Raw genomic sequence first — 19051 nt, 5'->3', positions numbered from 1 at the left:
CATGCAGGCTGTTAGCACCGACCTGCCCGGCGTGATCATCCTCGAACCCAAAGTGTTCGGCGATCAGCGCGGTTTTTTCTTCGAGAGCTTCAATGCCCGCAGCTTCGCCGAGGCCACCGGCCTGCAGCGTGAGTTTGTTCAGGACAACCATTCGCGCTCGCAACGCGGCGTGTTGCGCGGCCTGCATTACCAGGTGCAGCAAGCGCAGGGCAAACTGGTACGGGTCACCGCCGGCGAAGTCTATGACGTAGCTGTGGATCTGCGTCGCAGTTCGCCTACCGTCGGCCGCTGGGTCGGCGTGCACCTGTCCGCCGAGAACAAGCGGCAACTGTGGATACCGGAAGGCTTTGCCCATGGTTTTGTAGTACTCAGCGAGTTCGCCGAGTTTCTCTACAAAACCACTGACTACTACGCACCAGAGCATGAGCGCTGCATCCGCTGGGATGACTCGACGCTGGCCATCGACTGGCCGTTGGATGGCGCACCGCAGCTATCAGCCAAAGACCAGGCCGGCCTCAGCTTCGCTGATGCCCAGGTTTTTCCATGAAGATTCTCCTGCTAGGCCAACACGGCCAGGTCAGCCAGGAACTGCAGCGAGCTCTGCGCGGCACAGGTGAATTGACGGTACTGGGCCGCGATCAGCTGGATCTGGCTCAACCCGAGCTGATTCGCCAGCAGGTTCAGCGTCTGCGCCCCGAGCTGATCATCAACGCCGCCGCGCACACTGCAGTCGATCAGGCCGAGAGCGAGCCGGAGCTGGCTTTTGCGATCAACGCCACCGCGCCCGGCATTCTCGCTGAAGTCGCCGCTGAAATGGGCGCACCACTGATCCACTACTCCACCGATTACGTGTTCGATGGCAGCCAGGTCGAGCCTTACCGCGAAAGCGATAGCACCAACCCGCTGAGCGTCTATGGACGTAGCAAGCGGGCGGGCGAGCAGGCGATTCAGGCCGTGGGCGGCATGCACCTGATTCTGCGCACCAGCTGGGTCTATTCGCAGCACGGCAAGAATTTTCTGCTGACCATGCAACGTCTGCTGCAGGAACGCGAAAACCTTTCAGTGGTGGACGACCAGATCGGCGCGCCGACTTGGGCCAGCACTATTGCGCAGGCCACGGCGCAACTGATTGAGCAATGGCGAAGAGGCCAGGACGGCCCATGGGGCGTGTATCACCTGACCGCGCAGGGCGAAACCAGCTGGTGCGGTTTCGCCGGCGCGATTGCCGCGTACCTGCGCAGCCAGGGCAAAAACGTGGCAACGCTGCAACCCATCCCCAGCAGCGCCTACCCAACCCCGGCGCAGCGCCCGCTTAATTCGCGCCTGGATTGCAGCCGCCTGCAGCAGGACTGGCAAGTTCAGCTGCCGGATTGGCAAGCCGCGCTGGAGCAGTGCCTGCGCAGCTAAGCCCGGAAACGCTGAATCTGCTGCTGCAAACCGGTGGCCAGTTGCGCCAGGTCGCGACTGGCAATCGAGCTCTGTTCAGCACCATTGACCACCTCGCCAATGCTGTCGTTGAGGCTGCTGATGTTCTGGCTGATCTCATTGGCTACTGCCGTCTGCTCCTCGGTGGCGGCAGAAATCTGCACATTGCCATCGGCGATACCCTCGATGGCATGGGCAATATGATTAAGCACTTCACCGGCCTCACGGGCATGGCTGACGCTGTTCTGCGCCTGCTCGCGCGATAGCTGCATGGCGCTTACCGCACTGCGCGCACCGCCTTGCAGGGCATCGATCATGCCGCGAATCGACTCGGTGGCTTTCTGTGTATTGCTGGCCAGGCTGCGCACCTCATCGGCCACCACTGCAAAGCCGCGACCCGCTTCCCCAGCGCGCGCTGCCTCGATGGCGGCGTTCAGCGCCAACAAGTTGGTTTGCTCGGCAATACTTTGAATAACCCCGAGCACCTTACTGATCTCATCACTCTGGCTGTGCAGGGTATCAATGACCTCGCCGGCCTTTTCCACCGACGTCGACAGGCCCTGGATCGCTTTGAGGTTGGACTGCACCAGCTCGCTGCCCTGACGCGCCTCCTTGTTTGCGTCCGCCGCATTACTGGCGGTGGACTGCGCATTGCGCGCCACTTCCTGCACCGCCACGCTCATCTGGTGCACGGCGGTGGCAACCATGCTGGTCTGATCACCCTGGGCGGTGGCAGCCTGGCTGACCTGAGCACTGATTGCGCTCATTTCCTCGGATGCCGCCGCCAGTTGGGTGGCCGTGTCGGTCAGATGGCGTATCAACGCCTGCTGGTGCTCAAGCATGGTATTGAAGGCCCGTGCGGTATCGGACACCTCATCGCGGCCGCTGGCGTCGGCACGCAGGGTCAAATTGGAAGACTCCTGCACTTCACTGATCAGGCTGCGCAGCCCTGCCAGCGGACGAATGATCGACAGGCTGATCATTAACGCGGCCACCAGCACCAGTACCAGCGCCACCGCGCCAATCAGCACGAATGTGTTGCGGATCGACTGGTACTGCGCCGTCGTCTGGACGTTAAGCCGCTCGCCCTCACTCAGTTGCAAGCTGATCAAGCCTTCCAGCTCACCCCCCAGCGGATCGAAGGTGTCATACAGGGTGCGATTAAATGGGCCTGCCTCGGCTGCCAATAACTGGCCACTGCCTAGCTGCCCCAGGTACTGATCAGCCAATTGCTGCACCCGCAGCAGATGCGGCTTAGTACGCTCGACCCGGTTGCTTTCGTCTGTGGTCAGACGGGTGGCGATGTACTCGGCCCAGGCCTTGTCACCGCGGCTACGGGCATCGCTGAACGCCTTGCGCAACGCGGACTCATCGAATACCCCGGCACGGTATTTATGCAGCGCATCGACCATCGCCACCGCGTAGGCATCGGACACCACCTTGAGCTGGCTGATCGGCCGCATGCGGTCAGTAAACAATTCATCAAAGCTGTCATTGAGCTTGCTGGCGTTGGACAACGCCATACCGATCACCACAATCAGCACCAGCAGCGGCACCACCGCTAACAGCAGCAGCCTCGCTCTTACAGTCAATTGAGCCAACATGGAGTTCTCCAGGGACAAAAGCGCAGCCGTCCATGCAGGGCGCAACCGGGGCGGCATCACTACTCCAGGGAGACGCCGAACAATCTGAGTATTGACTCATATCGACGAGCTTGCCCACTTATTGCATAACCGCCACTCTGAACTGATAACCCTGCCCGAGTAAGCGCATGCCCACCGCCCATCCTCACCCGCATCGTCCGCGTTGGCGCAGCCTGGCCGCCCTCGCTCTGCTGCTGATGCCCCTGCTCTGGCCGCTGCAACAGCTGGCAGAACGTTACTACAGCGGCGTGCTGGTCGAGCAGAACCGCCAGACCCTTGATCTCTATGTCGCCAACCTGCTCGGTACGTTGCGCCGCTATGAGGTCCTGCCGCCGATTCTTGGCGACCTTCCGGCCCTGCGCCTGGCCCTGCAGAACCCCACCGAGGGGCCTTTACTGGAGAACGCCAACCGCCTGCTTGATCAGGTGCGCGGGCAGACCGGGGCTGACGTGATCTACCTGATGGACCCCAACGGCAAGACCCTCGCGGCCTCCAACTGGGCGCAGGCCGACTCCTTCGTCGATCGCAACTTCGCCTTCCGTCCGTACTTCCGCGAAGCGATCGCCGGCCGCCCTGGGCGCTTCTTCGGCCTCGGCACCACCTCGGGCAAGCGCGGTTACTACTTTGCCGCAGCCGTACGCGATGGCGAGCGCAGCCTCGGCGCGCTGGTGGTCAAGGTTGACCTCGACCACACCGAAACCCTCTGGGGCAACACCCCGGAACAGCTGCTGGTTACCGATGCCAATGGCGTGGTGATCCTCACCTCCAACAGCCAGTGGCGCTTTACCGCCAGCCGCCCGCTGGACGCCGCCGAACGCGCCGCAATTGCCGCCAACCTGCCCTACCCGACCCAGGCGCCACCGCCGATCAAACTGGATGCGCAGAACTGGATTCGCCAAGACCGCGAACTCAAGGAAACCGGCTGGACCGTCAGTATTCTCGCCCCGCGCAGCCTGCTCGACCGCCCCGTACGCACCGCCCTGGTGGCCGGCGGCGGCATGCTGCTGTTGCTGATGCTACTGCTCGGCCTGCTAATGCAGCGCCGCCGCCACTACCTCGAGCGCATCGCCCTCGACAGTCAGGCCCGTCAGCAGCTGGAGCAGCGCGTGCTGGAGCGCACCCTCGATCTGGAGCGGCTCAACAGCCGGCTAAAACAGGAAGTACTGGAGCGCGAGCAGGCCCAGCAGGAGCTGGTTCAGGCCCAGGATGAACTGGTGCAAGCCAGCAAACTCTCGGCCCTGGGCACCATGAGCGCGAGCATCAGCCATGAACTCAATCAGCCGCTGGCGGCCATTCGCAGCTACGCCGACAACGCCGGAGTGCTGCTCGATCACCAGCGCGGCGACGATGCCCGCGCCAACCTCAAGCTGATCAGCCAGCTCACCGAGCGCATGGCCTCGATCATCGCCCACCTACGCGCCTTCGCCCGACGCGACCGCCACGCCCCGGAAAGCGTGGCCCTGCAGCCAGCCATTGACGACGCACTGGCCCTGCTGGCCAAGCGCCGCCAGGCCATGCAGGTCGAACTGATTCGCGATTTGCCGAACGCCACCCTGTGGGTGCAAGCCGGGGAAACCCGCCTACGCCAAGTACTCGGCAATCTGCTGGCCAACTCCCTCGATGCGTTGAGCGAAGTGCCGCAGCCGCGCCGCCTTTGGTTAAGTGCCGAACTCAACGCCGAGGGCGTCGATCTACACCTGCGTGACAATGGCCCCGGCTTTAGCCCGGAAGCGCTGCAACGCGCCCGCGAACCTTTTTTCACCACCAAGACCAGCGCTCAGGGCCTCGGCCTCGGCCTGGCCATTTGCGATACCCTGATGCGCGCCCTGGACGGCGAACTGTTGCTGGCCAACCACCCCAACGGCGGCGCCCAGCTGACCCTGCGTCTGCGCGCTGCGGATCAAGGCATCAAAACCCAGTCGCCAGAGGACTTTGTTGTATGAGCATGATCGACTCCCGCACCCAGGTGCTGCTGATCGACGATGACCCGCACCTGCGCCAGGCACTGAGCCAGACCCTCGACCTGGCCGGGCTCAAAGTCAGCAGCCTTGCCGATGCCCATGGCGTTGCCGCGCGCATCGAGCGCGACTGGCCGGGGGTGGTGGTCAGCGATATCCGCATGCCCGGCATCGATGGCCTGCAACTGCTGCAACAACTGCAGGAACAGGACCCGGAACTGCCGGTGCTGCTGATTACCGGCCACGGTGATGTACCGCTGGCCGTGCAAGCCATGCGCATCGGTGCCTACGACTTTTTAGAGAAACCCTTCGCCAGCGACGACCTGCTCGACAGCGTGCGCCGCGCCCTGGCGTTGCGCCGCCTGGTGCTGGATAACCGCAGCCTGCGTATGGCTCTGGCTGATCGCCACACCCTGTCGGCACGCTTGGTCGGCCAATCGCCCGCCATGCTGCGCCTACGCGAGCAAATCGGCGCACTGGCCGGGATCAACAGCGACGTGCTGATCCTCGGCGAAACTGGTGCTGGCAAGGAAGTGGTGGCGCGCGCCCTGCACGACCTGTCAAACCGCCGCGCCGGGCCGTTTGTGGCGATCAACGCTGGCGCCCTGGCCGAATCGGTGGTTGAGAGTGAGCTGTTCGGCCATGAGCAGGGCGCCTTTACCGGCGCGCAGAAGCGCCGCATCGGCAAGTTCGAATTCGCCAATGGCGGCACGCTGTTCCTCGATGAAATCGAAAGCATGAGCCTGGAAGTCCAGGTCAAACTGCTGCGCCTGCTGCAGGAGCGGGTGGTCGAACGCCTCGGCGGCAACCAGCTGATTCCCCTGGATATCCGGGTGATCGCAGCGACCAAGGAAGACCTGCGCCAAGCCGCCGATCAGGGCCGCTTCCGCGCCGATCTGTATTACCGCCTGAACGTTGCACCGCTACGCATCCCGGCACTGCGTGAGCGCGGCGAAGATGCTCTGCTGCTGTTCCAGCACTTTGCCGAAGCCGCCAGCAGCCGCCACGGCCTGGCCGAACGCAGCCTGCAGCCGGGCCAACGCGCGGCACTGCTGCGTCACCCCTGGCCGGGCAATGTGCGTGAACTGCAAAACGCTGCCGAACGCTTCGCCCTGGGTCTGGAGCTGGACCTCGACCTGCAAACCCAGGCCGCTGCGCCCATACCCGATGAAGACGCTAACAGTGGCGGCTTGAATGCCCAGGTTGAAGCCTTCGAACGCAGCCTGATCAGTGCCGAACTGAGCCGCTCGCACAGCTCATTGCGCAGCCTGGCCGAAGCCTTAGGGGTGCCGCGCAAAACCCTGCACGACAAGCTGCGCAAACACGGCCTGAGCTTCGCCGACGCTGGCGGAAGCTCGCCAGACAGCCTCGACTAGCCGGCGGATTTCCGCCAAAAGCCACGTAACCGGCATGCCCAGCCCCGCGCGAAATCTTCTGCAACAACCCGACAGGCCTTGTCGCTGCTGCATTTCACAACGTTCGCAGCGGCCACTTCAGCGCCTGGCATGACGGTTGCTCTAGCCTCTTGTAGGCGACTCACAGACGCACAGCTCTAGGCAATCGCGGCCAAACGCCCGTCATTTTCTGACAGGCCGCCTAGACTTGAGCCTGTTCGCCCGACTTGTAGCGCTACGGCGCATCACGCTATACAAAAACAAGAGGAAAGACTCCATGTTCAAACTGACTGCCAAGGCGCTCGCATGCGCCCTGTCGCTGAGCATCGCCGGCATGGCCCAAGCGGCCGACCCGATCGTGATCAAGTTCTCCCATGTGGTCGCCGACCACACCCCTAAAGGCCAGGGCGCCGCGCTGTTCAAGAAGCTCGCCGAAGAGCGTCTGGGCGACAAGGTCAAGGTCGAGGTTTACCCGAACTCCTCGCTGTTCGGTGACGGCAAGGAAATGGAAGCGCTGTTGCTCGGTGACGTGCAGCTGATCGCCCCATCGCTGGCTAAATTCGAGCAGTACACCAAGCAGATCCAGGTATTCGACCTGCCGTTCCTGTTCAAGGACATGGCAGCCGTCGACCGCTTCCAGCAGAGCCCGGAAGGTCAGGCACTGCTGAAATCCATGGAAGAGAAAAACATCACCGGCCTGGGTTACTGGCACAACGGCCTCAAACAGCTGTCCGCCAACAAGGCGCTGCGTGAGCCGAAAGATGCCCGTGGCCTGAAATTCCGCGTACAGGCTTCTGCCGTACTGGAAGAGCAGTTCAAGGCCGTTAAAGCCAACCCGCGCAAAATGAGCTTCGCCGAGGTTTACCAGGGCCTGCAGACTGGCGTGGTAAACGGTGCCGAGAACCCCTACTCGAACATCTACAGCCAGAAGATGCATGAAGTGCAGAAGTTCATCACCGAATCCAACCACGGTGTACTGGACTACATGCTGATCACCAACACCAAGTTCTGGAACAGCCTGCCGGATGACGTACGCAGCGAGCTGGACAAGATCATTGTGGAAGTGACCGCCGAAGTGAACAAGCAGGCAGGTGCGCTGAACGATGGCGACAAGCAGCGCATCCTCGACGCGAAAACCACCGAAATCATTACCCTGACCCCTGAGCAGCGTAATGCATGGCGCGATGCCATGAAGCCGGTGTGGGGCAAGTTCGAAGCGGAAATCGGTGCTGACCTGATCAAGGCTGCCGACGCAGCCAACCAGTAAGGCGGAGCAGGCTAACGCCTGCGCCAAACCACAGCGCAGCCTTGCTGCTGCGCGATTGGCCGAATACCCAGGCAACCCTCACGGCTGCCTGGGTACGCCGCCCTTAACCACTGGAGACTCTATCGATGAACGCCTTGCGGCGCGTCTGGGACCACTTCGAGGAAGGCTTTATCGCGTTCCTGCTGGCCGCCATGACGCTGGTGACCTTCGTCTACGTGATCCTCAACAACCTCTACACACTGTTCTACAACCTGGCGGATCGCTGGGAAGGCAGCAGTGAGTTTTTCTTCGCCATTGGCGACAGCATTCTCGGCATGGCCCAGTCGATGACCTGGAGCATTGCCCTGACCAAGGCGTTATTCGCCTGGTTGATTTTCTTCGGCCTGGCCTACGGTGTGCGCACCGCCGGGCATATCGGCGTTGATGCGTTGGTAAAACTGGCCAGCAAACCCGTGCAGCGGGTTATCGGCCTGATCGCCTGCCTGGCCTGCCTGGGCTACGCCGGGCTGATCACCGTGGCCAGCTTCGACTGGGTGAAAACCCTGTTCACCGCGGGCATCGGTGCTGAAGACCTCGGTCACTACGGCATCATGCAATGGCATATCACCCTGATCGTGCCATTCGGCTATGCCATGGTTTTTATCCGTTTTTTTGAAATTTTCGTGCGCATCCTGCGTAACCAGCAGACCGGTCTCGGCCTGGCCGATGAAGCGGCCGAAGCGATGAAGTTGACCGAGCATGAGGAGCACAAGCAATGACCATTCTGTTCCTCTTCCTGCTGCTGTTTCTGCTGATGTTTATCGGCGTGCCGATTGCCGCATCCCTGGGTCTGGCCGGCTCGGTGACTATCATGCTGTTCAGCCCGGACTCGGTGCGTTCGCTGGCGATCAAGCTGTTTGAAACCTCCGAGCATTACACCCTGCTGGCGATTCCGTTCTTCTTGCTGTCCGGTGCGTTTATGACCACCGGCGGCGTGGCCCAGCGCCTGATCGATTTCGCCAACGCCTGCGTCGGCCACATCCGTGGCGGCCTGGCGATCTCGGCGGTGATGGCGTGCATGCTGTTCGCGGCGCTGTCTGGCTCAAGCCCGGCCACTGTCGCGGCAGTGGGCTCGATTGCCATCGCCGGTATGGTGCGCTCCGGTTATCCGCAGGCGTTCGGCGCCGGCATCGTGTGTAACGCCGGCACCCTGGGCATCCTGATTCCACCGTCGATCGTCATGGTGGTGTATGCCGCCGCGACCGAGCAATCGGTGGGCAAGCTGTTTATGGCCGGTGTCATACCAGGCCTGCTGCTGGGCGTGGCATTGATGGTGGCGATCTATATCGTCGCGCGGAAGATGAACCTGCCGGCCATGCCACGCGCCAGCCTGCGTCAGCTGCTGAGCACTGCACGCAAGGCGATCTGGGGCCTGCTGTTGATGGTGATCATCCTCGGCGGCATCTACTCCGGCATGTTCACGCCGACCGAAGCAGCTGCTGTGGCGGCGGTCTACGCCGGCTTCGTGGCGCTGTTCGTGTACAAGGACATGACCATCCGCGAGTGCCCGAAGGTGCTGCTGGAGTCTGGCAAGCTGACCATCATGCTGATGTTCATCATCGCCAACGCCATGCTCTTCGCCCACGTGCTGACCACCGAGCAGATCCCGCAGACCATCACCGCCTGGGTGATCGAGATGGGTCTGCAGCCATGGCAGTTCCTGCTGGTGGTGAACATCGTGTTGTTGGTGGCGGGCGCCTTTATGGAGCCGTCAGCAATTATCCTGATTCTGGCGCCGATCCTGTTCCCGATTGCGGTACAGCTGGGCATCGATCCGATCCACCTAGGCATCATCATGGTGGTGAACATGGAAATCGGACTGATCACACCACCCGTGGGGCTGAACCTATTCGTCACTTCGGCAGTGACCGGCATGCCGCTGACATCGGTGATCAAAGCCGCCTGGCCGTGGCTGATGCTGCTGCTCAGCTTCCTGATGATCATCACCTATGTGCCTGCCGTCTCCATGGCATTGCCGAACTGGCTGGGTATGACCTGACAGCAACTCCGTGTGTACTTCCCTACACACTTTCAGCCCGGCCATAGTGCCGGGCTTTTTTTTGCCTGTCGCTTTTGTAGGGTGGGTCGGGCCGCGCAGGTTAGTCGCATGCAGCAGCGTCTAGGTACGCCACGAAACGCGGCGTAACCCGCCATCGGCGTAACGCACGTCACTGAGTTAGATAGTTAAACCCGCGCCAATTCCGGCAAATCACCGGACAATCCCAGCGCCTGGCGCACAAACAGCGCCTTGGCTTCCGGCAGGTCGTCCACCCAGTTGAGGCCACTGTTGCGCAGCCAGCGCACGGGCAGAGGATCGGCCTGGAACAGCCGCTCGAAACCTTCCATCGCCGCCATCATCGCCAGGTTATGCGGCATGCGCCGACGCTCGTAACGGCTGAGCACCTTCACATCACCCAAACGTTCGCCACGCTGCGCGGCATGCAACAGCACCTCGGCCAGCACCGCGACATCGAGAAAGCCCAGGTTGACGCCCTGCCCGGCCAGCGGGTGAATGCTATGCGCGGCATCGCCTATCAGTGCCAGACCGTCTTCGACATAACGCTTGGCGTGGCGTTGGCGCAGCGGAATGCAGACCCGCGGATCGGCCTGGAGGATATCGCCCAGGCGATGCTCGAAGGCAAAACCCAGCGCCCGACGGAAACCGGCATCATCCAGCGCCATCAATCGCTCGGCTTCAGTTGGCGTAACCGACCAGACAATCGAACACCAGTGCTCGCCCGCCGGGCCTGCCAGCGGCAGAAAGGCCAGCGGGCCGTCATCAGTAAAGCGCTGCCAGGCGGTCGACTGGTGCGGCTTGCTGCAGCGCACGCTGGTGACGATGGCGTGGTGCAGGTAATCCCATTCACGGGTGGCGCAGCCGGCCAGGCGACGCACCGCCGAGTTGGCGCCGTCAGCGGCAATCAGCAGCGGCGCACGCAGTTCGCGGCCATCACTCAAACTGAGCAACCAGCCATCACCGGAGCGGCGCAGCTGCTCGAGGCGAGCACCCGGCAACAGACCAATCGGGCTGTCGTGCAGACGCTCAAGCAGGGCATCCTGCACCACACGGTTTTCGACGATATGACCGAGCGATTCGGCATGCACACTGGCTGCGCTGAAATGGATCTGTCCGGTGCCGGAGCCATCCCACACCTGCATCTCGGCATAGGGGCAGGCGCGCCGCGCGACGATGCCATCCCACACACCGAGACGGTCGAGGATGCGCTGGCTGGCCACCGACAGCGCGCTGACCCGCGGCTCGAAGGCACCCTGGGGATCAAAAGGTTTGACGCTCAGCGGGCCGCCATCGACCAGCAGAATTTCCAGCCCCTGATCCTGCAGGGCCAGCGCCAGGGCGCTGCCCACCATGCCTGCGCCTACTATGATCAGATCCGCTTGCATTGTATTTCCTTCTTACTTAGAGCCTGTTCAAAGGCTCGCGAGCTAGAGCCATGCAAGGCGCTACGTTAGTAACAGCCTCCGGCTGGTCAATACGGCGAGGAAGCGGACTGGGCTCGCACGCGAGTGTACTGTTGTACATGAGCATTACTCGTTTCACTCGCCCCTTCGGGGCCGCGCTGAAGCGCGTTAGCCGCAAGCGGCTTCCGACCGGGCTGGCGCTCCAGCCTGTTTTAAACGCCGCAGGGCCGACGCGCAGCAGACTTTGAACAGGTTCTCAGGCTACCTGCCGAACGCGCGGCTTAAGCCGCACGTAGAGAGTTTTATGCACCCGCGCCACCAGGCTGCCGCTGCCATCGCGCACTTCTACATGCAGCTCGGGCAGGTACTTGTCACCGTCTGCGGTGTGCTGGCGAATATCGTCGAGCAGTTGTTCGTCGATGCTGAAGTCTGCGTACACCGGGCCTTTGCCAGGCGCGATAAAGTCGATGCGCGCGGCCTTGTCCCAGACGATAAAGTCACGCCCGAGGTTTTCCATGATCATCAACATGAAAAATGGGTCGGTCATCGAATACAGACTGCCGCCGAACTGGGTACCGACATAGTTGCGGTTATACCAGCCCAGGCCCATCTTCACCTGCACCTGACGGAAGTCCGCGCTGATCTGCCGCACCCGCACGCCGGCGCCCAGATAGGGCGGATATAGATTCATCGCCCAGCGCAGCAGCCGCGCCTTGCGCGCCAGTTTGTTAACCGGCATGGCTCAGGGCTCCGAGCGGGTGCCGAGGCCCATGGCCTGGCGGGCAAACCAGCGTTTCGCCGGAGGTAATAGATCGAGGCCGAGCAAACCGAGATTGCGCCCGGCCGCCAGCAGCGGCTGGCCGGTACTGAACAGGCGGGTGACCTGGTCGGAGAAACCGACGGTCAGTTGCTGGTCCACCTGCTGGCTGCTCAGATAACGCTGCAGAGTGGCCAGATCGCCCAAAGGCGCGGAGCTTGTCAGTAGGGTTTCGGCCAGAACCAGGGTGTCGCGCAGCGACAGGTTGTAGCCCTGTCCGGCAATCGGATGCAGGCTGTGCGCGGCGTTGCCGAGCACCACCAGATGCTGGCGCACCTGCTCCTTGGCAGCGCTCAGGGCCAGCGGGTAAAGGTGCCGCGTGCCGACCTGACGCAAGTTGCCCAGGCGATAACCGAAGGCCTGCTGCAGCTCAGCGAGAAAGGCCACATCGTCTAACCCTGACAGCCGCTCGGCTTCCAGGGTGGCGCGGGTCCAGACCAGTGCACAGCGATTATCCGCCAACGGCAACAGGGCCATCGGCCCCTCTTCGGTAAAGCGCTCAAAGGCCAGGCCGTTATGCGGTTCCTGCGGGCTGACGTTGGCGATCAGTGCGCTCTGCCCGTAAGGCGTGTTGCTGACGGCAATGCCCAGCTGCTCACGCAAACCGGAGCGACCGCCCTCGGCGAGAATCGCCAGGTTGCACTCAAGCTCGCTGCCATCGTCCAAAGTCAGGCGGTAACCATCAGCCAACGCCTGCATGCGGGTAACCTGCGCCGGGCTGCGCCAGCTCACCACCTGCTGATCCAGCGCCTGCCACAGGCATTCGCCGAGCCAGGCGTTTTCCACCACATAGCCCAGCGCCGGCACGCCTTCTTCCTCGGCGCTCAGGCGCGCGGCGGCAAAGCGGCCACGGTCGGAGACATGAATCTGCTTGATCGGCTCGGCGCGCTGGCTGATCTGCTGCCACAGGCCGAGACGCTGATAGATCTGCTGCGAGCCGAATGACAGCGCAGTGGAACGTGCGTCATAGCTCGGCTGATAACCGTTGCCAGGGGTGAACGGCTCGATCAGACAAATACTCCAGCCACGCAGCTTGGCTTCGGTTTGTAGGGCAACAGCCAGGCTGGCGCCAACCAGACCACCGCCGATAATCGCGATATCCACCCGCGGCATGCTCTAGGCCGCCACACTGCGTGCGGCGGCCATCAGCGCTTCGATCTCGGCAACGGTTTTTGGTACACCGTTGGTAAGAATCTCGCAGCCAGTCTTGGTCACCACCACGTCGTCCTCGATGCGCACGCCAATGCCGCGCCACTTCTTCGCCACGTCCTGATTGTCCACGGCGATATAGATGCCCGGCTCAACGGTCATGGCCATACCGACTTCCAGCTCACGCCATTCGCCGCCGACCTTGTACTCGCCGACATCGTGCACATCCATGCCCAGCCAATGGCCGGCGCGGTGCATATAGAAGGGTTTGTAGGCCTCAGTGGCGATCAGCTCGGCGACATCGCCCTGCAACAGGCCGAGGTCCACCAGCCCGGCAGTGATTACTTGCACCGTGGCTTCGTGGGCCTGGTTCCAGTGCTTACCTGGGCCGATTTCCTTGAACGCGGCTTCCTGAGAAGCCAACACCAGCTCGTAGATGGCTTTCTGCTCGGGGGAGAATTTGCCGCTGACCGGGAAGGTACGGGTGATATCGCTGGCGTAGCAGTCGATTTCACAACCGGCGTCGATCAGCACCAGATCGCCGTCTTTCAACTGCGCGTCGTTCTCGCGGTAATGCAGAATGCAGGCGTTCTTGCCCGCCGCGACGATGGAGCCATAGGCCGGCATCTTCGCCCCGCCCTTGCGGAACTCGTAATCCAGCTCGGCTTCCAGGTGGTATTCGAACAACCCGGCGCGGCTGGCCTGCATGGCGCGTACGTGGGCGCGGCAGGAGATATCCGCCGCTTCCTTCATGACTTTGACTTCGGCCGCCGACTTGTACAGGCGCAAGTCGTGCAGCAGGTGTTCGAGAGTGACGAATTCGTTGGGCGGCGTGGCCCCCTGACGGGCCTTGGAACGGATCACGTTGATCCACTCCATCAGTTGGCGGTCGAACTCATGATTGGTGCCCATGGAGGAATAGACCCGATCACGGCCTTCGATCAGTCCCGGCAGGATGTCGTCGATATCACCAATCGGGAACGCGTCATCCGCGCCGTACTGGCTGATCGCACCATCCTGCCCGGCACGCAGGCCGTCCCACAGCTCACGCAACGGATCGCGCTCGCGGCAGAACAGTACATACTCGCCATGCTCACGCCCGGGAATCAGCGCAATCACCGCCTCCGGCTCAGGAAAGCCGGAGAGGTACTGGAAGTCGCTGTCCTGACGGTAGATATGCTCGACATCGCGGTTGCGGATATACACCGGCGCTGCCGGCAGAATCGCGATGCTGTTAGGTTCCATCTGCGCCATCAGCGCCTTGCGCCGACGGGCGTATTCCGACTTGGGGATGCTGATCATGGGCAGATTGAGTCCACTTCTGGTTACCTGAAAACAGCTGACATGCAAATCAATGCAGAGAGGGCTTCGCCGCGGCGGCCGCAGGCTTGGCGCACTCGCTAAACAGCAGCAGCGGCGCCACGCGCAGATACTCCATCACTTCCATGTAATCGCTCTCACCGTCCTCGGACTCATCCAGGGCGTTCTGCACCTGGGAAATCGCCGAGAGGTCCTGCAACACTTCCATGGCTTCGGCGCTCAGGGCGCTGTCACGGGCAGTCAGACCGAAACCGCCGAGGAAGCCCTGGCACCATTGTCCCAGAGCCACGGCACGCTCGCTAAGCGGCGCATCGTCGCTGGGCACCAGCAGTACCACGGTGACGTCGTTGCTAGTCAGTTCGCCCTTGACCATTTCCTGCAGGCCGATCAGCGCCTGACGCACGTTGTCTTCCGGCGCAGCGCCAAGCAGCTCGGCGGCATCCACCAGCCAGGAGTCGATTTCAAAGCCCGCGCCGGCGCAGCTACGGCCAAGCAGCAGGCCATGCAACTCGGCGGGGGAAACAGTGTGGCCGCTGCTGGCAAGCAAGGCGGCAAAAGCGGAATACGGCGAATTTGAAGTTGGCATAGATAACTAGGCGCAAAGCTGCGCGATCACTAGAATGGAGGCCTTGTATCCTAGCACCGGCAGGCGTGCCAAGACTATGCAGGCGGCTCGGCGGAGCCCGCCAAACCGCCACGAAATTGCCGCGCCGTATTCCACGGGTGAAATGCATCAACCTCTGGCATGGCAATCTGCCCCACACTGACAAACCAGCGCCGCGCTCCGCCCAGTACTGTCGAAGACGCCGCAAAGACGCTATTTTTCACCTGCCAGCCCACTCACCTAGTACGAGTAGAGAACCATGGAAGACGTCGACCTGCAGGCTCTTACGACCAAGCTGGACTTGCTGATCCAGCGTGTCGAACAGCTCAAGGCGCAAAACCGACAGCTTCTGACGAGCGAAAAGGCCTGGCGCGAAGAACGTGCCCATCTAATCGAAAAGAACGAAATGGCCCGGCATAAGGTCGAATCCATGATTTCGCGCCTCAAAGCCCTGGAGCAGGATTAATGACCCAGTCGAACACCTTGACCGTCCAGATTCTGGACAAAGAATATTGCATCGCCTGTCCGAGCGATGAACGCAGCAATCTGGAAAGCGCCGCGCGCTACCTGGATGGCAAAATGCGGGAGATCCGCTCAAGCGGCAAAGTAATCGGTGCCGACCGCGTCGCGGTAATGGCTGCACTCAACATTACCCACGACCTATTACACAAACAGCAACACCTTGATCAACAGGCCGGCGCCAACCGCGATCAGGTGCGTAGCCTGCTTAACCGGGTCGACAGCGCTCTGGCTCGAGACGCCGATGAGCAAGGCAGCTGATTGCGTGCCGACGCTTTCGGGTATACTGGCCCCCGCTCCCTGGAGTGTGCGCCAGTTGGTGATGTCCCTGAGCCGATACGCACAAACCCGGGGGTTGCATGTTGAGGCCGGTGTGCATGTCCGCCCGACGGAAAGCCTTAACGCCTCCTGCAACCTCCACCTTGAACTTTCGGGTTCAAGGGCTAAGCCGACAGCGGCACGTCGGGGAGTCACTTTTTCCAGCCGATCGCCCCTCTGCGGTGATCGCCATCGCAATAGCCCATGCTCGATACCTCTGCACTAAATCGCGCGCAACTGCGCCGCCACCTGCGCGTACAGCGTCGCGCACTCAGCAGCCATGCCCAGCGACAAGCCGCCCAAGGCCTGTATAAACAGCTGGCGCAGCACCCACTGTTTCGTCGCGCACGGCAGATTGCCTTGTACCTGCCCAATGATGGCGAGATCGACCCACGCCCGCTGTTACGTGCTGCGCAGCTGCGGGGCAAGATGACCTATTTGCCAGTACTCAGCCCCTGGCCGAGCAGCAAAATGGTGTTTCAACGCGTTCGCGCTGGCGAGCCGCTGCGAAAGAATCGCTTCGGCATTTACGAACCACAGCGCAACCGCAAGCGGCAACGCAAGGTCTGGGCACTGGATTTGGTATTGCTGCCGCTGGTCGGCTTCGACCGCCACGGCGGTCGCCTGGGGATGGGCGGTGGCTTTTATGATCGCAGCCTGGCGTATCGCGCAGTGCGCAAAAATTGGCACAAACCGACATTACTGGGCTTGGCGCATGAGTGTCAGCAGGTGGATCGCCTGGCCATGGCCAGCTGGGACGTGCCCATGCAAGGCACCGTGACGGATAAGGCTTGGTATTAAGTCAGACCGTTTAAACTGCTGTACCGCGCTCCCTGCGGTACGTACCAGGTTCAACCCGCCGCTTGCGACTGAGTGACCGGCGTATCAACCTGGCGATCCCACAAACTCTGGGTATAACCGGTAGTAACCACGCCCAGGCTGAACAGTATTACCAAAATCAACAACACATCGGGTTTACGTTTCATCGAATGCCTCCCCCTTAAAGGCATAGCGCACGCTGTATTCGCGGCGATTATTTTTATAGGTCCGACAGCGGCTGCCATCTACACGCACCAGCTGTAAAAAGCCGGGCACAACAAAGTGATCAGCACCTGCCCGCTAACGGACTGAACCACAGGAGCAAAGTTCATGCCTTATTGGCTGATGAAGTCAGAACCCGACGAACTCTCGATCCACGACCTGCAGCGCCTGGAGCAGGCACCCTGGGATGGCGTACGCAATTACCAGGCGCGCAACTTCGTGCGCAGCATGCAGCCAGGTGATCTGTTCTTCTTCTATCACTCCAGTTGCCCGCTGCCGGGCATTGCCGGGATCGGCCGCATCGCTTCGGCGCATTATCCCGACCCCACGGCGCTGGAGCCGGACAGCCACTACTTCGATGCGAAGGCCTGCGCCGCCAAGAATCCCTGGAGCGCCGTCGATGTGGCTTTTGTCGAGGCCTTCAAGCGGGTTATCCCGCTGGCACAGCTGAAAACGCAGAGTGCGCTGCTGGAATTGCCACTGGTGCAGAAGGGCAGCCGCCTCTCGGTGATGCCAGTCAGCACCGAGGAATGGGCAGCAGTACTGGCACTGCGCTGACATAGCGCAGTGCCTGCACCATGCCGGCTTATTGAATAATCAGGTTATTGAATAGCAGGTCTTCCACCAGGGGCTTGCCCTCTTCCTGAGTGAGCACTTCCTGCACCTGCTTTAGCGCTTCGGCACGCAGGGTTTCACGAGCGCCCGGGGCCGACATGGCCTCTTCAGTCTGCTGAGAGAACAACATGACCAGTTGATTGCGGATCAGCGGATCGTGGTGTTTGACCTTGGCTTCGACATCCGCACCCGTCACCCGCAGGGAAATATCGGCCTTGAAGAACTTGAGCTTCGGCCCATCACCAAAATTCCCCACCAGCGCGGGGAACAGCGAGACATAGGCCACGGCGGGCACTGCTGCCTCCTTGTCCTCTTTATCTTCCGAGGCGTGCGCCGCCAAGGGCAGGGACAGAGCCAAAAACAATGCGATCCAGGCTTTCACGGGCGGTATTCCTCGATAATTTGTTTACTAGCATAGCCACAGTCAGGCGGCGGCCCAAGCCCCAAGCTTATGCATAGCTATCAGGCACAGGCATGCTCGTTGACCGGACATCGCCCGCACCTACACTGCATGGCCACCACCCGCAGAGGAAAAGCCCGATGAAAGCCGTGCTGTGCAAAGCCTTCGGCCCCGCCGAAACCCTGGTACTGGAAGAAATCGCCAGCCCCGAAGCGAAGAAGAATGAAGTGCTGCTGCAGGTGCATGCGGCCGGGGTCAACTTCCCCGACACCCTGATCATCGAGGGTAAATACCAGTTTAAACCGCCCTTCCCCTTCTCTCCAGGTGGCGAAGCGGCCGGCGTGGTCACTGCTGTCGGTGAGAAAGTCAGCCACCTTAAAGTCGGCGACCGGGTGATGGCCCTGACCGGCTGGGGCAGCTTCGCCGAAGAAGTGGCGGTGCCTGGCTACAACGTGATGCCCATCCCGGCGAGCATGGATTTCTCCAGCGCCGCCGCTTTTGGTATGACCTATGGCACCTCGATGCACGCCCTCAAGCAGCGCGCCAATCTGCAACCAGGGGAAACCCTGCTGGTGCTCGGCGCCTCCGGCGGTGTCGGCCTGGCTGCCGTGGAAATCGGCAAGGCCATGGGCGCCAAGGTAATTGCCGCAGCAAGCAGCGCAGAAAAACTCGAAGTGGCCAAGGCCGCCGGCGCTGATGAGCTGATCAACTACAGCGAAAGCAACCTCAAGGATGAAGTGAAGCGCCTGACCGGCGGCCAGGGCGCAGACGTGATTTACGATCCAGTCGGCGGCGATCTGTTCGATGCAGCCATTCGCAGCATTGCCTGGAATGGCCGCCTGCTGGTGGTGGGCTTCGCCAGCGGGCGCATTCCTGAGCTACCGGTCAACCTGACCCTGCTCAAGGGCGCGGCCGTGGTCGGGGTTTTCTGGGGCTCGTTTGCTCAGCGCCAGCCACAGGACAACGCCGCCAACTTCCAGCAGCTGTTTGCCTGGCACGCCGAAGGTAAACTTAAGCCGCTGGTCTCGCAGACCTTCCCGCTGGAACAGGCAGCAGAGGCGATCAACACCCTCGGGCAGCGCAAGGCCGTGGGTAAAGTCGTAGTCGCTGTGCGTTAAGCCC

20 protein-coding genes and 1 other RNA gene are annotated in these 19051 nt (G+C 61.7%); 13 read left to right on the top strand and 8 right to left on the bottom strand.

Features of this window, described 5'->3' with window-relative positions:
• The first annotated feature begins 1 nt into the window (after window position 1).
• Window positions 2-547 (top strand): dTDP-4-dehydrorhamnose 3,5-epimerase, encoded by a 546-nt coding sequence (gene rfbC / locus AACY25_RS14025; RefSeq protein WP_339525313.1) that lies wholly within the window; start codon window positions 2-4, stop codon window positions 545-547.
• Window positions 544-1407, top strand: coding sequence for a dTDP-4-dehydrorhamnose reductase (gene rfbD, locus AACY25_RS14020; RefSeq protein WP_339525311.1), 864 nt, complete (start codon window positions 544-546; stop codon window positions 1405-1407). The genes rfbC and rfbD overlap by 4 nt, the downstream gene beginning before the upstream one ends.
• On the opposite strand, the gene AACY25_RS14015 is transcribed toward rfbD, so the two are convergent.
• The gene (locus AACY25_RS14015) at window positions 1404-3029 is read right to left on the bottom strand and encodes a methyl-accepting chemotaxis protein (RefSeq protein ID WP_339525309.1); all 1626 of its coding nucleotides are present in this window, start codon (window positions 3027-3029) and stop codon (window positions 1404-1406) included. The two genes, rfbD and AACY25_RS14015, sit on opposite strands and share 4 nt — an antisense overlap.
• 167 nt (window positions 3030-3196) lie before the next feature.
• On the opposite strand from AACY25_RS14015, the gene AACY25_RS14010 reads away from it, so the two are divergent.
• The 5 genes from AACY25_RS14010 to dctM all read left to right on the top strand — a co-directional run bounded on the left by AACY25_RS14010 (window position 3197) and on the right by dctM (window position 9725).
• A complete protein-coding gene (locus tag AACY25_RS14010) occupies window positions 3197-5011 on the top strand; it encodes a sensor histidine kinase (RefSeq protein ID WP_339525307.1) in 1815 nt (604 codons plus the stop codon).
• The gene (locus tag AACY25_RS14005; protein WP_339525306.1) at window positions 5008-6402 is read left to right on the top strand and encodes a sigma-54-dependent transcriptional regulator; all 1395 of its coding nucleotides are present in this window, start codon (window positions 5008-5010) and stop codon (window positions 6400-6402) included. Before AACY25_RS14010 ends, AACY25_RS14005 begins: the two co-directional genes overlap by 4 nt.
• A gap of 295 nt (window positions 6403-6697) precedes the next feature.
• The gene (dctP, locus tag AACY25_RS14000) at window positions 6698-7687 is read left to right on the top strand and encodes a C4-dicarboxylate TRAP substrate-binding protein DctP (RefSeq protein WP_339525304.1); all 990 of its coding nucleotides are present in this window, start codon (window positions 6698-6700) and stop codon (window positions 7685-7687) included.
• 125 nt (window positions 7688-7812) lie between these two features.
• Window positions 7813-8445 carry a TRAP transporter small permease gene (locus AACY25_RS13995; RefSeq protein ID WP_339411596.1) on the top strand — a complete coding sequence of 211 codons (633 nt, stop codon included), beginning with the start codon at window positions 7813-7815 and terminating at the stop codon, window positions 8443-8445.
• Window positions 8442-9725 (top strand): C4-dicarboxylate TRAP transporter large permease protein DctM, encoded by a 1284-nt coding sequence (gene dctM, locus AACY25_RS13990; protein WP_339525303.1) that lies wholly within the window; start codon window positions 8442-8444, stop codon window positions 9723-9725. Before AACY25_RS13995 ends, dctM begins: the two co-directional genes overlap by 4 nt.
• Window positions 9726-9910: 185 nt before the next feature.
• Here the strand turns inward: dctM and AACY25_RS13985 are convergent, their stop codons facing one another.
• The 5 genes from AACY25_RS13985 to AACY25_RS13965 form a co-directional block, all read right to left on the bottom strand.
• Entirely contained in the window at window positions 9911-11128 is a 1218-nt protein-coding gene (locus AACY25_RS13985) for a 2-octaprenyl-3-methyl-6-methoxy-1,4-benzoquinol hydroxylase (RefSeq protein WP_339525302.1), read from the bottom strand.
• 274 nt (window positions 11129-11402) lie between these two features.
• Window positions 11403-11885 (bottom strand): DUF4442 domain-containing protein, encoded by a 483-nt coding sequence (locus tag AACY25_RS13980; protein WP_339525301.1) that lies wholly within the window; start codon window positions 11883-11885, stop codon window positions 11403-11405.
• A 3-nt stretch (window positions 11886-11888) separates the two neighbouring features.
• Entirely contained in the window at window positions 11889-13076 is a 1188-nt protein-coding gene (gene ubiH, locus AACY25_RS13975; RefSeq protein ID WP_339525300.1) for a 2-octaprenyl-6-methoxyphenyl hydroxylase, read from the bottom strand.
• Between the two features lie 3 nt (window positions 13077-13079).
• The gene (gene pepP, locus AACY25_RS13970) at window positions 13080-14414 is read right to left on the bottom strand and encodes a Xaa-Pro aminopeptidase (protein WP_339525298.1); all 1335 of its coding nucleotides are present in this window, start codon (window positions 14412-14414) and stop codon (window positions 13080-13082) included.
• Between the two features lie 49 nt (window positions 14415-14463).
• The gene (locus tag AACY25_RS13965; RefSeq protein WP_339525296.1) at window positions 14464-15018 is read right to left on the bottom strand and encodes a YecA/YgfB family protein; all 555 of its coding nucleotides are present in this window, start codon (window positions 15016-15018) and stop codon (window positions 14464-14466) included.
• Window positions 15019-15295: 277 nt separating this feature from the next.
• Between AACY25_RS13965 and AACY25_RS13960 the strand changes: the two genes are divergently transcribed.
• From AACY25_RS13960 to AACY25_RS13945, 4 genes are all read left to right on the top strand, one after another.
• Window positions 15296-15502, top strand: coding sequence for a TIGR02449 family protein (locus AACY25_RS13960; protein ID WP_090254694.1), 207 nt, complete (start codon window positions 15296-15298; stop codon window positions 15500-15502).
• On the top strand, window positions 15502-15816 hold the full coding sequence (locus tag AACY25_RS13955) for a cell division protein ZapA (protein ID WP_090254691.1): 315 nt from the start codon (window positions 15502-15504) through the stop codon (window positions 15814-15816). Before AACY25_RS13960 ends, AACY25_RS13955 begins: the two co-directional genes overlap by 1 nt.
• Before the next feature lie 33 nt (window positions 15817-15849).
• A non-coding RNA gene (gene ssrS / locus AACY25_RS13950) (6S RNA) lies at window positions 15850-16028 on the top strand.
• A gap of 49 nt (window positions 16029-16077) precedes the next feature.
• The gene (locus AACY25_RS13945) at window positions 16078-16674 is read left to right on the top strand and encodes a 5-formyltetrahydrofolate cyclo-ligase (protein WP_339411583.1); all 597 of its coding nucleotides are present in this window, start codon (window positions 16078-16080) and stop codon (window positions 16672-16674) included.
• 50 nt (window positions 16675-16724) lie between these two features.
• Here the strand turns inward: AACY25_RS13945 and AACY25_RS13940 are convergent, their stop codons facing one another.
• Complete coding sequence (locus AACY25_RS13940) at window positions 16725-16859, bottom strand: hypothetical protein (RefSeq protein ID WP_339411581.1); 135 nt, start codon at window positions 16857-16859, stop codon at window positions 16725-16727.
• Between the two features lie 163 nt (window positions 16860-17022).
• Here AACY25_RS13940 and AACY25_RS13935 point away from each other — a divergent pair, with 163 nt between their 5' ends.
• Window positions 17023-17472 carry an EVE domain-containing protein gene (locus AACY25_RS13935; RefSeq protein ID WP_339525294.1) on the top strand — a complete coding sequence of 150 codons (450 nt, stop codon included), beginning with the start codon at window positions 17023-17025 and terminating at the stop codon, window positions 17470-17472.
• 28 nt (window positions 17473-17500) lie between these two features.
• Here the strand turns inward: AACY25_RS13935 and AACY25_RS13930 are convergent, their stop codons facing one another.
• Complete coding sequence (locus AACY25_RS13930) at window positions 17501-17911, bottom strand: flagellar basal body-associated protein FliL (RefSeq protein ID WP_339525293.1); 411 nt, start codon at window positions 17909-17911, stop codon at window positions 17501-17503.
• 158 nt (window positions 17912-18069) lie between these two features.
• On the opposite strand from AACY25_RS13930, the gene AACY25_RS13925 reads away from it, so the two are divergent.
• The gene (locus tag AACY25_RS13925; protein ID WP_339525291.1) at window positions 18070-19047 is read left to right on the top strand and encodes an NADPH:quinone oxidoreductase family protein; all 978 of its coding nucleotides are present in this window, start codon (window positions 18070-18072) and stop codon (window positions 19045-19047) included.
• Window positions 19048-19051 lie beyond the last annotated feature (4 nt).

Source organism: Pseudomonas sp. EA_35y_Pfl2_R111, assembly GCF_963970955.1.
Lineage (GTDB): Bacteria > Pseudomonadota > Gammaproteobacteria > Pseudomonadales > Pseudomonadaceae > Aquipseudomonas.
The sequence above is the reverse complement of the archived record's forward strand: the minus strand, read 5'-3'. Positions and strand labels throughout refer to the sequence as shown.